This window comes from Actinoplanes xinjiangensis (genome assembly GCF_003148685.1).
Lineage (GTDB): Bacteria > Actinomycetota > Actinomycetes > Mycobacteriales > Micromonosporaceae > Actinoplanes > Actinoplanes xinjiangensis.
Genome location: NZ_QGGR01000001.1, coordinates 735,237 through 753,050 on the forward strand (window position 1 = coordinate 735,237; position 17,814 = coordinate 753,050).

Consider the following 17,814-nt stretch of genomic DNA (forward strand, 5'->3'; position numbering starts at 1 on the left):
GGCTGAGCGGCGCCGCCGGGCGTCACGGGTGGCGCTGGGCCACCAGGACCGCGTCGTGGATGGTGATCTCGCGGCCCTCCGGGTCGGTCCCCGGGCGCGGGCGGGCCTCCGCGGTGACGACCTTCCAGCCGTCGGACGGCAGCAGGGCGGCGATCTCCTCGGCGGTGAACAGCATGTCCGGGAAGTGCATCCGGCCGACGAACGTCGCCAGGTCCGACGGGTGGTGGCCGACCACCAGCAGGGTGCCGCCCGGCGCGACGGACGCGATCAGCCGGGTGTACAGCTCCCGGCGCGGCTCCGGCGGAAGGTGCATGAACTGGGCGCTCACCAGGTCGTACCCCTGATCGGGTTGATCCTGCTGCAGGTCCGCGTGCCGGAAGGTGATCCGCTCGCCGACACCCGCCGCGGCGGCATGGCCGGCCGCCCGCTCCAGGGCGACCGTCGAGATGTCCACCCCCGTCACCTGCCAGCCCCGCTGGGCCAGCCACACCGCGTCCGCGCCCTCACCGCAGCCGACGTCCAGGGCCCGGCCCGCGGCCAGCCCACTCACCTCGGTGACCAGCACCGGGTTGGGGCGCCCGCTCCAGATCGCGTCCCGTCCGCGGTAGCGCTCCTCCCAGGCGTCCTCGGTGAACATGGTGGCGATGCGGTCCCGGTAGGCGGCGACGGCGTCCCGGGTGTCCTCGGCGATCAGGTCCATGTTGATCGCCGCCCCCGCGGTCTGCCCGCCGGCGATCGCAACCGCCACGGTGGCGCCCAGGTTCGTCACGTTCCCGGCCACCCACACGCCCGGCACCGTGGTGGCGCCGCTCTCGTCCGCGGTGATCCGCCGGCCCAGTACGTGACCGTGCATCTCGAACGCGGCCGCCTCCAGACCCAGCGACTCCAGCACCCCGGAGCGGGCGGTGAACCGGGGCCCGGCCACCACGGCGTCCACCGCGACCACGTCGCCGCCGGCCAGCCGTACCCCGGTCAGCCGGTCCCCGGACACCTGGAGGCCCTCGATCACGCCCGGCACCACCGGGATACCGCGGGCCGCCAGCTCCTCCGACGGCCCGGCACCGAACCCGTCACCGCCGTTGAGCAGGATCAGCACGTGCGGGCTGATCTGCCGCCACATCTGCGCCTGGATCACGCTCAGCGGCCCGTTCGCGATCACCCCGATCCGCCGGTCCCGCAGCTCCCAGCCGTGGCAGTACGGGCAGTGCGCCACGTCCCGGCCCCAGCGGTCGGCCAGTCCCGGGATCTCCGGCAGCTCGTCGACCAGCCCGGTCGCCACCAGCAGCCGCCGGCCGCGCGCCACCCGCCCGTCGTCGAGCGTCACCCGGAACCCGTCGCCGTCGCGCACCGCCGACTCGGCCCGCCCGGACACCACCTCGGCGCCGTACCCGATGATCTCGGCCCGGCCCGCGGCCGACAGCTCCCCCGGTGGTGTGCCGTCCCGGCCCAGGATGTTGTGCATGTGCGCGGCGGGCGCATTACGCGGCTCCCCGCTGTCCACCACCAGCACCGACCGCCGCGAGCGGGCCAGCGCCAGGGCCCCGCTCAGGCCGGCCGCCCCGCCACCGATCACCACGACGTCGTATGTCTGCTTCTCCACCGGCGTACTCCTCTCACCCGTACCTGCCACGCCCGGTCCACTCGCCGTCCGTCTGCGCCCACGGTGCCCGCCACGTCGGCCGGGTGGCAACTATCGTTGCTGTTATGGCAAAAGCCCTCACCGCTGTCGGTCCCCGGCTACGCGAACTACGACAACAGCGCGACATCACCCTCACCCGGCTGGCCGAGACCACCGGCATCTCGGTGAGCACCCTGTCCCGCCTCGAATCCGGCAGCCGCCGGCCCACCCTCGAACTGCTGCTGCCGCTCGCCGAGGCGTACCAGGTCACCCTCGACGAGCTGGTGGACGCGCCGGAGACCGGCGACCCACGGATCCGGGCCCGCCCCATCCAGCGCGACGGGCACACCTTCATCCCGCTCAGCCGCCGGCCCGGCGGGCCCCAGGCCTTCAAGCAGATCCTGCCGCCCGGCACGCCGTCGTGCGGGCAGGAACAGCAGACCCACGAGGGGTACGAGTGGCTCTACGTCCTGTCCGGTCAGGTCCGGCTGCGGCTCGGTGACCACGACCTGCTGCTCAACCCGGGCGAGGCCGCCGAGTTCGACACCCGGCTACCGCACTCGATCGCCAACGCCGGCACCGAACCCGCCGAACTGATCAACATCTTCGGCCCCCAGGGCGAGCGCCTCCACGTCCGCGCCCGCTCCCGCTGATCCCACCCCGGCGCTGTCAACGGGTGACGGGACAGCGCCCCTCCCCGGCCGCGCACGCTCCCGCCGCACTCATCACGGCGCGGTGAACGGGTGACGGGATAGCGGCCCTCCCCGGCCGCGCACGCTCCCGCTGCACTCACCACGGCGCGGTCAGCGGATTGCGGAGCGGCCGTCCCTCCGCGCCCGCTCGACCCGCCACGGCGCGGTCAGCGGGTGACGGGATTGCGGAGGGGGCGGCCCTCCCGGTAGGCGGCGATGTTCTCGCTGAGCAGCGCGGACGCGCCCTCCGGTCGTCCGCCGGCGGCATGCGGGGTGATGATCACGTTCGGTTCGTCCCAGAGACCGGACGTGGCCGGGAGCGGCTCGGTCTCGAAGACGTCGAGGGCCGCGCCCGCCAGCCGCCCGGAACGGATCGCGGCGAGCAGGGCGGCCTCGTCGAGGGTGGCCCCGCGCCCGACGTTCACCACCCAGGCGTGGGCGGGCAGCTGGTCGAACACCGCCGCGCCGACGGCCCGCTCGGTCGACGGGGTGGCCGGCAGGATGTTGATCAACAGGTCCGTGGTCGGCAGCAGATCCGGCAGCTCGGCGGCGGTGACGACCGGGAAGCCGTGCCGCTCCCCGGCATGCTGCGCCACGCCGGTGACGTTCGCCCCGAGGGCGGCGAGCAGCGGTGCGAGCCGGGCGGCGATACCGCCGAAGCCCCAGACGACCACGTCGGCGTCACCGAGCGTACGGAACGATCCGCTCTCCCGGACCGGCTGGAGCCCGCCGAGTTCACCCGCCCAGCGCCGCCCGATCTGCGCCCGGACCAGCAGGTTCAGCCGCCGGGCCGCGGCCAGCACGAGCCCGAGGGTGTGCTCGGCCACGGTCCGGTCGTGCAGCCCGAGCCCCGCCGTCACGACGACGTCCGCGGCGAACCCGGCGCTCAGCACCGCGTCCGGCCCCGCGGCGAGCGTCTGCACCCACCGGAGCGACCCCAGCCGGCGGGCCGCATCGGCCAGGTTGTCCGCCGTGTTGCCCCAGACCACCATCACCTCGGCGTCGGTGTGCTCGTCCGGCACCGGCGCCTGCACGTCATAGACGACCGTCTGAACACCGGCGGGCAGTTCCGGATCGAGCGCGAGGGAACCGGGCAGCAGAACCTTCATGCCGGCCAGCCTGCCATCCCCACCGCCACAGCGGGAGATCGACCGACCGCGAAGATCAACGCCGCCCGATTCCCCGCAACTGCCGTTCCCGCTACGCCCGCCGCTCCGGCTGCGCCCGCCGATCCCGCGGTGCCGCCGTTCGCGCCTGCCTGCCGTAGTGCCGTTCGCGCCGTTCCCGCGGTTTCCGCGGTGCCGCCGTTCCCGCCGCTCCGCCCTTCCCGCCGCTCCGCCCTTCCCGCCGCTCCCGCCGGGATGATCGACACGCCGCCGGTCGCCGACGACAGCGCGGGCGACGTTGGTCAGCGCACACGATCATTGAACGTGAGCGGCCACTTGCGTCATGGCACATGCGGACGCACACAATCCGGGGATTGTGTGCGTCCAGCCGGGTCATGACAACGACAGCAGCCCGCACAACCGTTATGTGTGCTCCCGTCGCCGCTCGCAGACCACTGTCCCGGACGATGCAACCGATACGTGTTGCTCGGCGATCACCCGGCCAGGCAGGATTCGGTCTAGTTCTTCTCGTAGAGGGCGATCGTCGCGCTCTTCGGCTGCCAGAAACCGACCCGCCGGTAACCCGACGTGATCAACGGCTTCAGATCGGGCCGCGCGGTGAGCGGTTCGGCGCGCCGGTCGGCGATGACGAGCCAGATCCGTGGGGCGCCGGTGACCCGGGGTACGGGGTCCGGGTATTCGTGGGCGATCAGCCATCCGGTCCGGGCGGACGGCACCTCGACCAGCACGTCAGCCGGCGCGGCGGGCTGACGGCGCAGGTAGTAGCTGGTCCCGGCACGGATCGCCCGGTTGCGGTCGGGATAGACGACGACGTCACCGGGTCGTACGTCCGCGCCGATGATCTTCGCGATGGTGCGGTAGTCGGGGCCGTTCTTGGCGGTGGCACCGCGGACGGCCAGTTCGCCGGGCACGGCGGCGAACGCGACGATCAGGATCACGGCGACGGCACGGGTGATCGCCCAGCGGGACCGGACATCGAGCAGGGCCGCGGCGGCGAGCAGGGCCACCGGTGCGAGGACGATCAGCAGGTACCGGGCCACCCACATCGGGGAGATCAGCGCGGACACGGCGGCCACGGTGACGAGCGGGACGACGGCGTAGACGGCGATCGGGACCAACTGCCGGGCGGGCCGCCACACGGCCAGGGCGGCGAGGCCGATCAGCAGCCAGGCGACCTCGCGGGAGCCGGCGATCTCGCCGGGCATGGCGTAGATCCGTTGCGGGTTGATCGGCGCGACCCAGTGCAGTTGGGTGTCCTCCTGGGTGGTGCCGAGGTAGGCGATCGGCAGTACGGGCAGGATCGCCACGCCGGTGACGATCGCCCACGTCGGTAGCCGGTGTCGCGCATGGACGGCGAGCCAGGCGGCGTGCGCGGCGAGGGTGGTGAGGGCGATCAGGTGGGAGAGGCCGAGCAGCAGGACGCTCAGGCCGTACCAGATCCATCGCAGGCGCCCGCCCCGCTGGACCGCCTCGATCAGCAGGAGCAGCGCGAGGACCGCGAAGAAGCAGGCGAACGCGTAGGGGCGCGCCTCGGCCGCGTACCGCGAGGTGTTCGGTACGAAGCACAGGAGCAGCCCGGCGACCACCCCGGTGGCCGGGGTGAACAGCCGTCGGCCGAGTTCGGCGGTGATCGTGACGGCGCCGGCCATCGCGAGGATCGACGGGAGCCGCAGCGCCACCTCGGAGGTGCCGGCCAGGGCTGTCCAGAAGTGCAGGAACAGGTAGTACGGGCCGAACACGGCGTCGATGTTGGGGATGACGTCGAGGATCTGCGGCACCGACCGCGAGGCGACCTCGGCGGAGGTGACCTCGTCCCAGCTGAGGACCGGCCGGCCGGCGCCGACCAGGGCGATGGCGAGCATCAGCAGACCGGGCAGGAGCGGAAGCAGCCGGCGTACGTCGCGCCGCGGTGCCGGGGCGGGAGTGGGTGGGGCGGCGGCCGGTGGTTCGTCCACCGGTTTCCGGGGCGCCGGCGCTGTCCCTGACCTGGTCGTGGTCGGCGTCTTACCCACCATCCCGTCACCCCCGCGGTGTTCGGCCTGTCTGCGCCCCTGACCCGGCGGACATCACAGGTGACCGGGGCTGGTCCCGATTCGCCGGGCCCGCGTTCCCCACCCTGGCCCGTACAAAACCCTCGGACATCCACCTTTCAGCCGCATTGGCACGTTCACGTGAGGTCATCGCGCGATGCGACGCAACCGACAAAAGGCCATCTACGGTACGGCCGGAGGCCCGGCCCAGGCGGCGATGAGGCGATCCCGTTCCGCCGCCGCACCGATGGCGGGGCGCAGTTCGGGCCGGTGGGCGTACTCGTGGATGACCCGGGACAGGAAGACCGGATCGTTGCCGGGGACCGGCAGCAGGGGTCCGTACACCCGCCATCCGGTCTTGCGGACCGCCCCCGGGGCCGAACAGGTCAGGAGAAGGCGGTTGCGCCCGTAGGCGACAGCCGGATAGTCGACACCGGCGAACGCCTCCCACGGCACGAACAACGTGCCGAAGGTCCGGACGTCCTCGATGCCGTCGGGCCGTAGCCGTACCCCGGCCGGACGCAGGACCTGCACCCCGCCCACGGCGGTGGCCCCGATCGCGACGAGGCCGACGACCAGGGCCACACTTCCGCTCTCGTCGCCCCGGGCGATGCCCACACCGAACTCCACCAGCTGACTGATGGCCAGGAATATGCAACCGCCGAGGCTGAACAGGTTCACGACGTGGTTGGTGAGGTCGAAGGCACGGGGCTCGTCCCGGACCGTCAGGTTCGCCGGGTGGAACCGATAGTCGGCGAGGATTACGAGCCCGACCACCGCGACCAGGACCACTGAACTGACGATGCGGTCTTCCCTGTCCAGCAGCCCGACAGCGGTAGCGAGCGCCAGGCAGACCAGCAGAAAACTGGTCGGATGCCGCCCCACCTGCGTGAACAGCTTGTTGAGCACGGCGTCATGGTAGGCCGGACAGGCCGGGAGCGGCCGCGGTTCGACCGCGGCCGCTCACCGGGTGTCAGCTGCCGATCGGGCCGCCGTCCTTGCGCCAGGTGACGACGACGCCGGGCTTGGCGAAGTCGCCGTCGGGCCAGACCGAGGCCGGCTTGTCGAGCGAGGCGCCGGCGATCTCGCCCGGGTGCTGGACCGCGACGAAGACGGACCGGTCGTCGGAGGTGATGAACGGCCCGCAGGTCTCGGCACCCTTGGGCACGGTCAGGAACTGGCGCAGGTGGCCGCGCTCCTTGCCCTCGATCGGCGTGGCGAACAGGCCGTCGTTGCTGCCCAGGGCGTTGCCGTCGGTGGAGATCCACAGGTTGCCGGCGCTGTCGAAGGCGACGTTGTCGGGGCAGGAGATCGGGGACACCGCCTCCTTGTCGTACCCGCCGAAGTAGGTGTCGGCGGCCTTCGGGTCGCCGCACACGATCGGCAGCTGCCAGGTGAAGCCGGTGCCGGTGTGGTCGCCGCGGTCCTCGGTGATCTCGAAGATGTGGCCGTGCTTGTTGGCGTTGCGCGGGTTGGCCTCGTCCGCCTTGGCGTTGGTGCCGACACCGCGGTTGGTGTTGTTGGTCATCGCCGCGTAGATCTTGCCGGTACGCAGGCTCGGCTGGACGTCCTCGGGGCGGTCCATCTTGGTGGCGCCGACAGCGTCCCCGGCGAGCCGGGTGAAGGTGAGCACGTCGACGGCGGTCATACCGGGCACGAACGAGGTGTTGCCGGAGACCAGCTTGATCCACTGGCCCTTGCCGTCGAACCGGCCGTCGGCGGGCGGCTTGCCGGTGCCGTCGATCTCGGTGGGGTCGCTGTCGCCGGTGACCTTGGCGACGTAGAGCGTGCCCGACTCGAGCAGGGTCAGGTTGTGCCGGCGCGCCCACGGGGAGTCGCTGTCGATGTACTTCTTGTCCGAGACGAACTTGTACAGGTAGTCGAAGCGCTCGTCGTCACCCATGTACGCGACGACCTTGCCGTTCTTGGCGACGATGACGTTCGCGCCCTCGTGCTTGAAGCGGCCCAGCGCGGTGTGCTTGCGCGGGCGGCCCTCGGGGTCGAACGGGTCGACCTCGACGATCCAGCCGAACCGGTTCGCCTCGTTGGGGTGCCGGGCCAGGTCGAAGCGCTCCTGGGCCCGGTCCCACTTGCGGCTGTCGCTGGGGTAACGGGCCGTGGTGGAGATGCCGTAGCGGTTGAGCTTCGGCTTGACGTCGGCCGCGACCGCGTCGCCGCCGACGAAGTACTGGTTGAAGTTCTCCTCACCGGACAGCACGGTGCCCCACGGGGTGACGCCGCCGGCGCAGTTGTTCAGCGTGCCGATGACGATCCGGCCGGACGGGTCGGCGGCGGTCCGCACCACGGCGGAGCCGGCGACCGGGCCGGTCAGCTGGAACTCGGTGGCCAGCGCCGTGATCCGGCGGTTGTACCGCAGCCGGCGGCTCTTGACGGGCTTCCAGTCACCGGTGCGCCCGACGCGCTCGATCTCCACGACGGAGAGGCCGTGCGCCGCCATCGCGACCTTCAGCTGCTCGACGCTGAGGGCGTCCATGGTGGTGAAGCCGCGGAACATCAGGTTCTCGTTGGTGTACTCGTGGTTGACCACGAGCAGGGCCCGGTCACCGCCACAGCCCGGGATCGGGAGGACCCCGACGAAGTCGTTGTTGTAGCCGAACTGCCGGGACTGGGCGGCCGCCGTCTGGTTGTCCACGTCGAACGCGGGCGCGCCGGGCACCACCGGGTCGCCCCAGCGGATCACCACGGACGAGCGGTACCCGGCCGGGATGCTGACCTGGTCCAGAGTGTTCGGGGCGACGGTCTCGAAGCTGAGCCGGCCGGCCCGGTGCGGGCGGTGGCCGTGTTCCCGAGCGCCACCGAGGGCCGGGGCGGCCGCGGCGGGCGAGGCGGCCGCCAGCGCGGAGCCGCCGAAGCCGAGCACCATGGCGCCGACGGCGCCGGCGCGGACCACACCACGGCGGGTCATCTCGGCGTTGACGACGTCACCCAGGTACGGGTTGCCCGACTCGTTCGGGGCGGGGTGGTCACAGGCGTTGCCACAGCGGTACAGACAGGTCATCGCGTCGCGACTACCGCCACTGTGTCCCAGCAGCGGCAGCAGTCGGCGATTGAGGTCCGGCATCGGTTCGTTCTCCTCGGTCTCTCGTCACCTTGCGATGACGGGCTGAGCGGACGCTAAAAGCCCAGGTCGACGGCGACCACCACGACCTGGTGGAGCGAAGGTGAACTGGCTATGAACGTACGTCACGTTCATACGGCCGACCCGGAGTGGTTAGCGCTAACAAAAATGACTCTCCTGGGGTTTCAGCGCTGCAAACATCGAGCCCGAACTCTTGACAGGGGTATCGATGTTTGCGTACACATTGCTGAGCTAGTCCACCGGAAACACACCTGAAACCGTTGCGCTCCGCACCGGAGGACCCCTCATGCGCAGAATCCCCTTCCGCCTCGCGGGCGCGGCCGCCGTTCTGGTCTCGCTCCCGCTCGCGGTCTCGCCGCCGGTCGCCGCACACGCGGTCGAACCGGACTACACCATCACGGTCGACCGCTCGTCGACCGGCGCCGCCATCCCCAGGTCGATGTACGGCGTCTTCTTCGAGGACATCAACTACGCGGCCGACGGCGGTCTCTACGCCGAACTGGTCCGCAACCGCTCGTTCGAGTTCAACGGCACCGACGCGGCCGGCTGGAACGGACTGACCGGCTGGGCCGCCACCGGCTCCGCGGTGGTGACCAACGACGACCAGCGACTCAACGAGCGCAACCGCAACTACCTGAAGGTCACCGGGGCGGCGAGCCTGACCAACTCCGGCTACAACACCGGGCTCGCGGTCCGCAGATCCGACAGGTACGACTTCTCCGTCTGGGCCCGGTCCGACGCGCCCACCACTGTCGAGGTCACACTGCACACCGCGGACGGTACCGCCCTCGCCGCGCCGGTCCGGGTCGCCGTCACCGGTGACACGTGGAAGAAGTACACCGGCACGCTCAGGGCCACCGCGACCAGCGACGTCGCCCGGCTGTCGGTGAAGACGGCCGGCAGCGCCACGACCCGCCTCGACGAGGTCTCGCTGTTCCCGCGCGACACCTACAAGGGACGCGCCAACGGCCTGCGCAAGGATCTCGCCGAGAAGGTGGCGGACCTCAAGCCCGGCTTCGTCCGCTTCCCCGGCGGCTGCCTGGTCAACACCGGCAGCATGTACGCCTACGACGCGGCGAACAACTACCCGCGCGCCCGGTCCTACCAGTGGAAGGACACCGTCGGGCCGGTCGAGACGCGCGCCACCAACAAGAACTTCTGGGGCTACAACCAGACCTACGGCCTCGGCTACCACGAGTACTTCCAGTTCTCCGAGGACATCGGCGCCATGCCGCTGCCGGTGGTGCCGGCCTTGGTGACCGGCTGCGGCCAGAACCGGGCCACCGTGGACGAGGCGCTGCTGCAGCGGCACATCCAGGACGCGCTCGACCTCATCGAGTACGCCAACGGGCCGGTCACCAGCACGTGGGGCAAGGTGCGCGCCGCCGCCGGGCACCCGAAGCCGTTCAACCTCACCACCATCGCGGTCGGCAACGAGGAGAACCTGCCCGAGGAGTACTGGGCGAACTTCCTCAGGTTCGAGTCGGCGATCAAGGCCAAATACCCGAGCATCACCGTGGTCAGCAACTCCGGTCCGGACGACCAGGGCGGCACGTTCGAGAACCTGTGGGCCAAGAACCGGGCACACGGGTCGGACATGGTCGATGAGCACTACTACAACAGCCCGGCGTGGTTCCTGCAGAACAACCGGCGCTATGACGCGTACGACCGCGGTGGTCCCAAGGTCTTCCTCGGCGAATACGCGTCACTGGACAACAAGCTGTACAACTCGCTGGCCGAGGCCGCGTACATGACCGGCCTGGAGCGCAACGCCGACGTGGTGAAGATGGCGTCCTACGCGCCGCTGCTCGCCAACATCGACAACGTGCAGTGGAAGCCGGACATGATCTGGTTCGACAACGACGAGTCGTGGGGCTCCACCAGCTACCAGGTGCAGAAGCTGTTCATGAACAACGTCGGCGACAGGGTGCTGCCGTCGACCGCGACCGGCGACGTGCTCCAGCCCAAGCCGATCACCGGCGCGATCGGGCTCTCCACCTGGCGTACCGCCGCGACCTACGACGACGTCAAGGTGACGAGGCCGGACGGCACCGTGCTCTACAGCGACGACTTCAGCGACGGCAACGCCGACGGCTGGACGTCGGTGACCAACCGCGGCAACTGGGCGGTGACCGACGGCGCCTACACCCAGACGACCACGGACACCGAGGACACCATGGTCAAGGCCGCCACGATCAACGAGACCGACTACGACTACACGCTCAAGGCCACCAAGACGGCCGGCGCGGAGGGCTTCCTGGTCTCGTTCGGCATCAAGGAGACCGGCCAGTTCTACTGGTGGAACCTCGGCGGCTGGAACAACACGCAGGGCGCCGTCGAGAAGGGGATCACGTCCGCCAAGGAGCAGATCCTCACCAAGCCCAACACCGTCACCACCGGGCAGACCTACGACCTCAAGATTCAGGTACGGGGTACGAAGGTCACCCTGATCCTGGACGGCGTGGAGTGGGCCTCCTTCGACGACAACGCGGTCACCGAGCCGTTCGCACAGGTCGTCACCGAGGACACCCGGCGTGGCGAGATCATCGTCAAGGTGGTCAACGCGCAGGACACCCCGGCGGTCACAAAGATCGACCTGGGTGGGCGCAAGGTGGCGCGTACCGCGAAGCAGACCGTCATCACCGGTGACCCGGGCGAGCAGAACACCCGCTCGGCCGAGCCGATCCAGCCGGTCACCTCCACCGTCGGCGGGATCGGGTCCACCTTCACCCGGGAGTTCGCCGCGAACTCGGTCACCTTCCTGCGCATCCGGACCCGATGAGGAGCCCGATCATGAACCGACGAACCCTGTTGACGGGCGGCGCCGTGGGTGCCCTCGCCGTGGTCCTGCCCGCGGGCGCCGAAGGGGCCCCGCAGCACGTTCCGCTGCCCAGCGATGCTGAGATCTACGGTGTGCCGACCGTGGATCCGCTGATCAGCCAGCGTGCCGACCCCTGGATCACCAGGCCGGTGAACGGGACCTACTACTTCACCGGTTCGGTCCCGGAGTACGACCGCCTGGTCGTCCGGGGCGCCCCGACCATCGAGGGCCTGGCCGCGGCCGAGGAGTCGGTCATCTGGCGCCGCCCCACCAGCGGCAGGATGGGCGGGCACATCTGGGCGCCGGAGCTGCACCGGATCGGCGGGAAGTGGTACATCTACTTCGCCGCCGGTGACGCCGGTGACGTGTTCCGGATCCGCACCTACGTGATGGAGTCGGCGCTCGACGACCCGCGCGACCCGGCCGGCTGGACCCTCAAGGGCCAGCTGATCACCGAGTGGGACGGCTTCACCCTCGACGCGACGAGCTTCACCCACCGCGGCCGGCAGTACCTGGTGTGGGCGCAGAGCGAGCCCGAGATCGCGGTCAACACCAGCCTCTACATCGCCGAGATGGCGAACCCGTGGACGTTCAGGTCCAAGCCCACCCGGATCGCCACGCCCACGAAGAGCTGGGAGATCATCGGGTTCAAGGTCAACGAGGGCCCGGCGGTGCTGATCCGCAACGGGAAGGTGTTCATCACCTACTCGGCCAGCGCCACCGACGCCAACTACTGCATGGGCCTGCTCACCGCCTCGGCGGGCGCGGACCTGCTCCAGCGCGCGAGCTGGACGAAGAGCCCGGACCCGATCTTCGTCTCCAACGAGGCCACTTCTCGCTTCGGCCCGGGCCACAACTCGTTCACGGTGGCCGAGGACGGCAGGACCGACGTGCTCGTCTACCACGCGCGGGACTACAAGCAGATCACCGGCGACCCGCTGTACGACCCCAACCGGCACACCCGGGTGCAGAAGGTCTACTGGCACGAGGACGGGACCCCGCTGTTCGGCATCCCGGTCGGATCGGGCGGGCCCATCGTGCGCCTGTCGCCGTCGGACCGGCCGCGCTCGTTCGTCAAGCACGTCGGCGACGCGTTCCAGGTCGTGCACGCCCCACGGGAGCTGGAGCTGACCCAGTTCCGGTTCGTGAAGGCGGCCGACGGCACCGAGACGGTCCAGTCGGTCGACCAGCCCACGAAATTCCTGGTAACCGACGGGACCACGGTGGCGCTGGGCACGACCGGCACGCCGGTGACGCGGAGCGCGGTCAAGGACGGGGTGACCATCCGGGTCGCGCCCGGCCGGTTCCTCCGGCACCGTGACGGCGCGCTCGTCGTCGACGCCAGGGCGACGGTGTTCAGGCTGAGCTGAGTCGATCACGGGAAGGGCGCGATGCCCTTCCCGTGATCTACGGCTCAAAAGAGGTATATTAGATACCTCTTTTAGTAGGGTCGACCCGTGCGACTGAACCGTTCCACCGACATCGGCCTTCGTGTGCTGATGCTCGCCGCGGCCCGCCCGGACGACCTGCTCACCGTCGACTCGCTGGCGTCCGCGGTCGCGGTGCCCCGCAACCACCTCGCCAAGGTCGTCCAGCGGTTGCAGCACCTGGGCCTGCTGGAGACGGTGCGCGGCCGTAACGGCGGCGTCCGGCTCGCGGTCGGTGCGGCCGGCACCTCCATCGGTGGCCTGGTCCGCGACCTCGAGGGAGCCTCGGAGGTCGTCGACTGCGACGGCGAGCCCGGGTGCCCGCTGAGCGGCGGCTGCCGGCTGCGCGGGGCACTACGTGTCGCACAGGAGGCCTTCTACGCCTCACTCGACCCGATCACGGTCGGTGAGCTGGCCGCACCACCCGTCCGGCAGGTCCTGCTCACCCTCGGCCGTCCCGCCGGGTGAGCCCGGCCCCGGCCGTTCCACTTTCGTCCCGCGAAGAGGAGACCCCTCATGCTGTCCGCATCCAGCGCCCCGGTCATCGAGGCCACCCTGCCCGTCGTCGGCGAGCACCTGGAGGAGATCTCCGACGTCTTCTACCGGACGATGATCGGCGAGAACCCGGAACTGCTGGACCTGTTCAGCCGCAGCGCGCAGGCCACCGGCGAGCAGCGCGGCTCGCTGTCCGGTGCGGTCGCGGCGTACGCCACGCACCTGATCGGTGCGGGCCCGGACGGGCCGGCGTTCGAGCACATCGTCGAGCGGATCGCGCATCGGCACTGCGCTCTGGGCATCCGTCCCGAGCAGTACACGATGGTCGGCCGCTACCTGCTCGGCGCGGTCGCGACGGTGCTCGGTGACGCGGTCACCGCACCGGTCGCCGCCGCCTGGGACGAGGTGTACTGGCTGTTCGCGGCCCGGCTGATCGGCCGGGAGGCACGGCTCTACGCCGAGGCGGGGGTGGACGGCGCCGACCCGTGGCAGGAGTTCACCGTCGCGCAGCGGATCGCCGAGGCGCACGACACCGTCTCCTTCGTGCTGATCCCGGCGGACGGCGGCGCGGCGCCCGACTTCCGTCCCGGGCAGTACGTGACGGTCGCCGCCGATCTGCCGGGCAACGGGCGGCAGCTGCGGCAGTACTCGCTGTCGCAGGCCGCGACCGGTGGGACGCTGCGGATCACGGTCCGCCGGGTGCGCGGGGTGGGCGGGGCACCGGACGGGGTGGTCTCCGGGTTCCTGCACGACCACGTCGCGGCCGGCGACCGGCTGCGGATCAGCCGGCCGTACGGCGATCTGACACTGCAGCCGGGGAACTCACCGTTGCTGCTGGTCAGTGCCGGGGTGGGGATCACTCCGATGGCGTCGATCCTGGAGCACGTGGCGCGGACCCAGCCGACCCGGGAGGTGACCGCGGTGCACGCCGACCGCAGCCCCGATCGGCACCCGCTGCGCGCCGACATGACCGCCAACGGCTCCCGGCTGCGCACCTTCCGGAGCCTGTCCTGGTACGAGCAGCCGTCCGGTGAGCCGGACACGTACCCCGGCCGGATCGACACCGACCTCATCCCGGTCCACCCGGACGCCGACGTCTACCTGTGCGGGCCCGCGCCGTTCATGCAGGCCGTCCGGGCCGGGCTGCACCTGCGCGGCATCCCCGACGAGCGGATCCGGTACGAGGTGTTCGGCTCCGAGCAGTGGCGGCCCGCCCCGGCACCGGCCGCCGTCTGACCGTCCCGGCCACCGGTCGGTCCCCGGCCGCCGGACGGCCCTCAAGTCGGTCGCCGACGGGTCGATAGAGCGGGACGTGTTCACCGTCGAAGCCCCTCAGATCACCGCCCCGCCGGCGGCCGGCCTCCGGGACCGTGCCGTGGACGCGTCGGCGCTGGCGTTCCTCCACGTCGACCGCTCCGGGGTGATCCGTGACTGGAACCCGGCCGCCGAGAAGCTCTTCGGCTGGACCGGGGCGGAGATCATCGGCCGGCGCCTGACCGACACGATCATCCCGCCGGCGCTGCGTTCCGCGCACAACGCCGGTTTCGCCCGCCGGCTGGTCGGCGGTGACAGTGGCGGCCTCGGCCACCCGATGGAGGTGCCGGCGCTCCACCGCGACGGCTCCGAGCTGCGCATCTCGATGACCGTGGACGCGCTCGAGGACGAGGGGTTCTTCGCCTTCGTCACCGACCAGACCGACGGGCACCGCGCCCAGCAGGAACTACAGCGCAGTCACACGCTGATCACCGCGATCCTCCAGCACACCACGGCGATGATCTCGGCGAAGGGCCTGGACGGCCGTTACCTGTTCGTCAACGGCGAGTACGAGCGGATCTTCCAGGTCACCGCCGCCGACATGGTCGGCCGGGCCGAGAGCGACCTGGTGTCGGCCTCGGTCGCCGCCGTCGGCCGCGGCCACGACGAGCAGGTCATCAGGTCCGGTGCCGCCAGGACGGTGCTGGAGGAGGTCCCGTTCGGTGACGAGATCCGCCAGTACCTGGTCACCCGGGTGCCGCTGACCGACCCGGACGGCTCCGTCTACGGGGTGTGCACGATCGCCATCGACGACACCGAACGGCGGCGCAGCGAGGACGTGATCGCGGCCGGCGAACAGCGCTTCTGGAACACCGTCAACAATGCGCCCGGCATGCTGTACCAGTACCGGATGGAACCGACCGGCGAGCCGTCGTTCACCTTCGTGTCCGACGGCTGCCGCGACATCTTCCGGCTCGACCCCGACGACCTCGTCGCCTCGGCCGGACAGGTGCTCGACATGATCGCCGAGGAGGACCGGGCGGTCTTCGCGGCCACCGTCGCCGAGTCGGCGACGACCCTGGAGCCGTGGGACTGGCGCGGCAGCGTCGTCCGGCACGACGGATCCCGCCGCTGGCTGTACGGCGTCTCCCGGCCGCACCGGGAGCCCGGCGGTGCCGTCGTCTGGGACGGCATGCTGCTCGACCGGACCCGGGAGCGCAGCACCGAACTCGACCTGGAAGCCGTCCGTAACGACCTCGCCGACCTGGTCGACCGTCTCGCCGTACTCTCCGTCACCGCCCCCGCCGATCCGGAGCCCGTCGCCGAGCTCGCCCGCCTGGTGGCCGAGCGGGACAGGGAAGCGCTGTCCGACCTGTGGCGCACCGCGCTGCGCCGCGAACGCGCCGACACCATCCTGGCCGGCCACGACGGCCGCCTGCTGGTCCGGCTGCGCCCGCGCGGTGCCGGGGAGATCGGCGTCTCCTGCTTCCGGCTGGACGGGCCGGCGTGACCGCCACCGGCGGCCCCTACCTGCCCCGCAAACTCGGGGTGATCGGCATCCCGATGACCCCGCTGCCGGCCGGCACCGCGGTCACCGACGTCATGGCGGGTCTCGACGCCGACGCCCTCGCCCCCGGCGTGATCGTCGAGGTCGCCTCCGGGTACCGGCTGCTCAGCCGGGCGATGATCGACAGGGCCCGGACGGCCGCGGTCCGTACCGCCGGGGACCTGGCCGGCGCGCCCGGCCTGGAGCTGCCCGCCGACACCGACATCGAGGCCGCCGCCGAGGCCGCCCTGGCCCGCCCGGCCGCCGAACGCGACGAGCCGGTCCTGGTCTCCTGGCCGGACGGCCGCTACGGCATCGCGCCGATCGTCGACCTGCTGGCGGCGATGGCCGGCCGATTCGCGAAGCTGTCCCGCACCGACCCGCTGACCGGCCTGCCGAACCGGGCCACCCTCCAGGCCGAGGGCCGGCGCCGCCTCGACGCCGGCAACCTGATCGCCGTCATCCACCTGGGCCTGGACCGTTTCCAGGACGCCAACGACGTGCTCGGCCACCACGGCGCCGACACGCTGCTGCACCGGGTCGCCACCGCGCTCGGCGCCGCCCGGGGCGCCGGCAACCTGGCCGCCCGCCTCGACGGCGACCAGTTCGTGGTGCTGCTCTCCGAACTGCCGGCCGGGCAGACCCCGCACAGCGTCGGCCGCCGCCTGGCCGCCGGCATCCGCGGCCCGCACCCGGTCGACGGCCTGCCGATCAGCGTCGAAGCCAGCATCGGCATCAGCCACGCCGACCACCACGACGTCACGGTCCTGATGCGCCGGGCCGCCGCCGCCATGCGCCGGGCCAAACACGAACGCACCGGCGTCGTCGAATGGACCCCGAAGCTCGACACCAACCAGCGGGTCGACCTGCGGCAGCTCACCGAGTTGCGGACCGGCCTGCGCGCCGGCCACCTGCGCCTGCACTACCAGCCGCTGCACGACGCCGGAAGCCGCGTCATCCACGGTGTCGAGGCGCTGGTCCGCTGGCAGCACCCGCAGCGCGGCCTGCTGCCGCCCGGCGTCTTCCTGCCCGACGCGGAACGCTCCGACGTCATCCTGGAACTCACCGACTGGGTGCTGGCCGAGTCACTGCGCCAGGCCGCCCACTGGCACGCGCAGGGCCACCACCTGCCGGTCTCGGTCAACCTGCCGGCGGCGTACCTGGCCCAGGACCGGGCCGTCGGCACCATCCTCACCCTCCTCGACCTGGAGCAGGTGCCCGCCACGATGCTCACCGTCGAGATCACCGAGACCGCCGTCCTGACCAACCAGGAACAGGTCGCCGCCCAGCTGACCCAGCTCCGGGCCCGCGGCATCCGCGTCGCCATCGACGACTTCGGCACCGGGTACACGTCCCTGGGCCTGCTCCCCCAGTTGCCCATCGACGAGCTGAAGATCGATCGGAGCTTCGTCATCCGCATGCACGACTCACCCGCCCACGCCACGATCATCACCTCGGTGATCGCCATCGCGAAGGCCCTGGGCCTGACCGTGGTCGCCGAAGGCGTCGAGGACGAGCCCACCGCCCGCGACCTGACCACCGCCGGCGTCGATCTGCTCCAGGGTTTCGGCCTCAACCGCCCCCAGACCCCCGACGTCATCCCCACCCTTCCCGGCATCCCCACCGCTCCCCTGACCCCGGCCTGATCCGCCCGGCCTGATCAGCCCTGCCGGGGCCGCCGTGCCGGACCCGCCCTGCCGGACC

The 17,814-nt window shown here is 71.3% G+C and carries 12 protein-coding genes; 7 read left to right on the forward strand and 5 right to left on the reverse strand.

The features are described from left to right. Window positions 1-22: 22 nt before the first annotated feature. Window positions 23-1,600, reverse strand: coding sequence for a bifunctional NAD(P)/FAD-dependent oxidoreductase/class I SAM-dependent methyltransferase (locus BC793_RS03260; RefSeq protein WP_109588993.1), 1,578 nt, complete (start codon window positions 1,598-1,600; stop codon window positions 23-25). 104 nt (window positions 1,601-1,704) lie between these two features. On the opposite strand from BC793_RS03260, the gene BC793_RS03265 reads away from it, so the two are divergent. Next, window positions 1,705-2,271, forward strand: a complete 567-nt coding sequence (locus BC793_RS03265; protein ID WP_109588994.1) for a helix-turn-helix domain-containing protein — start codon at window positions 1,705-1,707, stop codon at window positions 2,269-2,271. A gap of 206 nt (window positions 2,272-2,477) precedes the next feature. Here the strand turns inward: BC793_RS03265 and BC793_RS03270 are convergent, their stop codons facing one another. The 4 genes from BC793_RS03270 to BC793_RS03285 all read right to left on the reverse strand — a co-directional run bounded on the left by BC793_RS03270 (window position 2,478) and on the right by BC793_RS03285 (window position 8,549). Further along, window positions 2,478-3,419, reverse strand: coding sequence for a phosphoglycerate dehydrogenase (locus BC793_RS03270; RefSeq protein ID WP_109588995.1), 942 nt, complete (start codon window positions 3,417-3,419; stop codon window positions 2,478-2,480). Between the two features lie 515 nt (window positions 3,420-3,934). Then, entirely contained in the window at window positions 3,935-5,392 is a 1,458-nt protein-coding gene (locus BC793_RS03275; protein ID WP_158319188.1) for a glycosyltransferase family 39 protein, read from the reverse strand. A gap of 258 nt (window positions 5,393-5,650) precedes the next feature. Further along, window positions 5,651-6,376 carry a PH domain-containing protein gene (locus tag BC793_RS03280; protein ID WP_109588997.1) on the reverse strand — a complete coding sequence of 242 codons (726 nt, stop codon included), beginning with the start codon at window positions 6,374-6,376 and terminating at the stop codon, window positions 5,651-5,653. Window positions 6,377-6,440: 64 nt separating this feature from the next. Further along, entirely contained in the window at window positions 6,441-8,549 is a 2,109-nt protein-coding gene (locus tag BC793_RS03285) for a PhoX family protein (protein ID WP_109588998.1), read from the reverse strand. Window positions 8,550-8,853: 304 nt separating this feature from the next. On the opposite strand from BC793_RS03285, the gene BC793_RS03290 reads away from it, so the two are divergent. The 6 genes from BC793_RS03290 to BC793_RS03315 all read left to right on the forward strand — a co-directional run bounded on the left by BC793_RS03290 (window position 8,854) and on the right by BC793_RS03315 (window position 17,756). Further along, a complete protein-coding gene (locus BC793_RS03290) occupies window positions 8,854-11,349 on the forward strand; it encodes an alpha-L-arabinofuranosidase C-terminal domain-containing protein (protein ID WP_109588999.1) in 2,496 nt (831 codons plus the stop codon). A gap of 11 nt (window positions 11,350-11,360) precedes the next feature. Further along, window positions 11,361-12,758 (forward strand): glycoside hydrolase family 43 protein, encoded by a 1,398-nt coding sequence (locus BC793_RS03295; protein ID WP_109589000.1) that lies wholly within the window; start codon window positions 11,361-11,363, stop codon window positions 12,756-12,758. 87 nt (window positions 12,759-12,845) lie between these two features. Next, complete coding sequence (locus BC793_RS03300) at window positions 12,846-13,283, forward strand: RrF2 family transcriptional regulator (RefSeq protein ID WP_109589001.1); 438 nt, start codon at window positions 12,846-12,848, stop codon at window positions 13,281-13,283. A 48-nt stretch (window positions 13,284-13,331) separates the two neighbouring features. Next, a complete protein-coding gene (locus BC793_RS03305; RefSeq protein ID WP_109589002.1) occupies window positions 13,332-14,546 on the forward strand; it encodes a globin domain-containing protein in 1,215 nt (404 codons plus the stop codon). A gap of 76 nt (window positions 14,547-14,622) precedes the next feature. Next, a complete protein-coding gene (locus tag BC793_RS03310; protein WP_158319189.1) occupies window positions 14,623-16,074 on the forward strand; it encodes a PAS domain-containing protein in 1,452 nt (483 codons plus the stop codon). After that, a complete protein-coding gene (locus tag BC793_RS03315; RefSeq protein ID WP_109589004.1) occupies window positions 16,071-17,756 on the forward strand; it encodes a putative bifunctional diguanylate cyclase/phosphodiesterase in 1,686 nt (561 codons plus the stop codon). The genes BC793_RS03310 and BC793_RS03315 overlap by 4 nt, the downstream gene beginning before the upstream one ends. Window positions 17,757-17,814 lie beyond the last annotated feature (58 nt).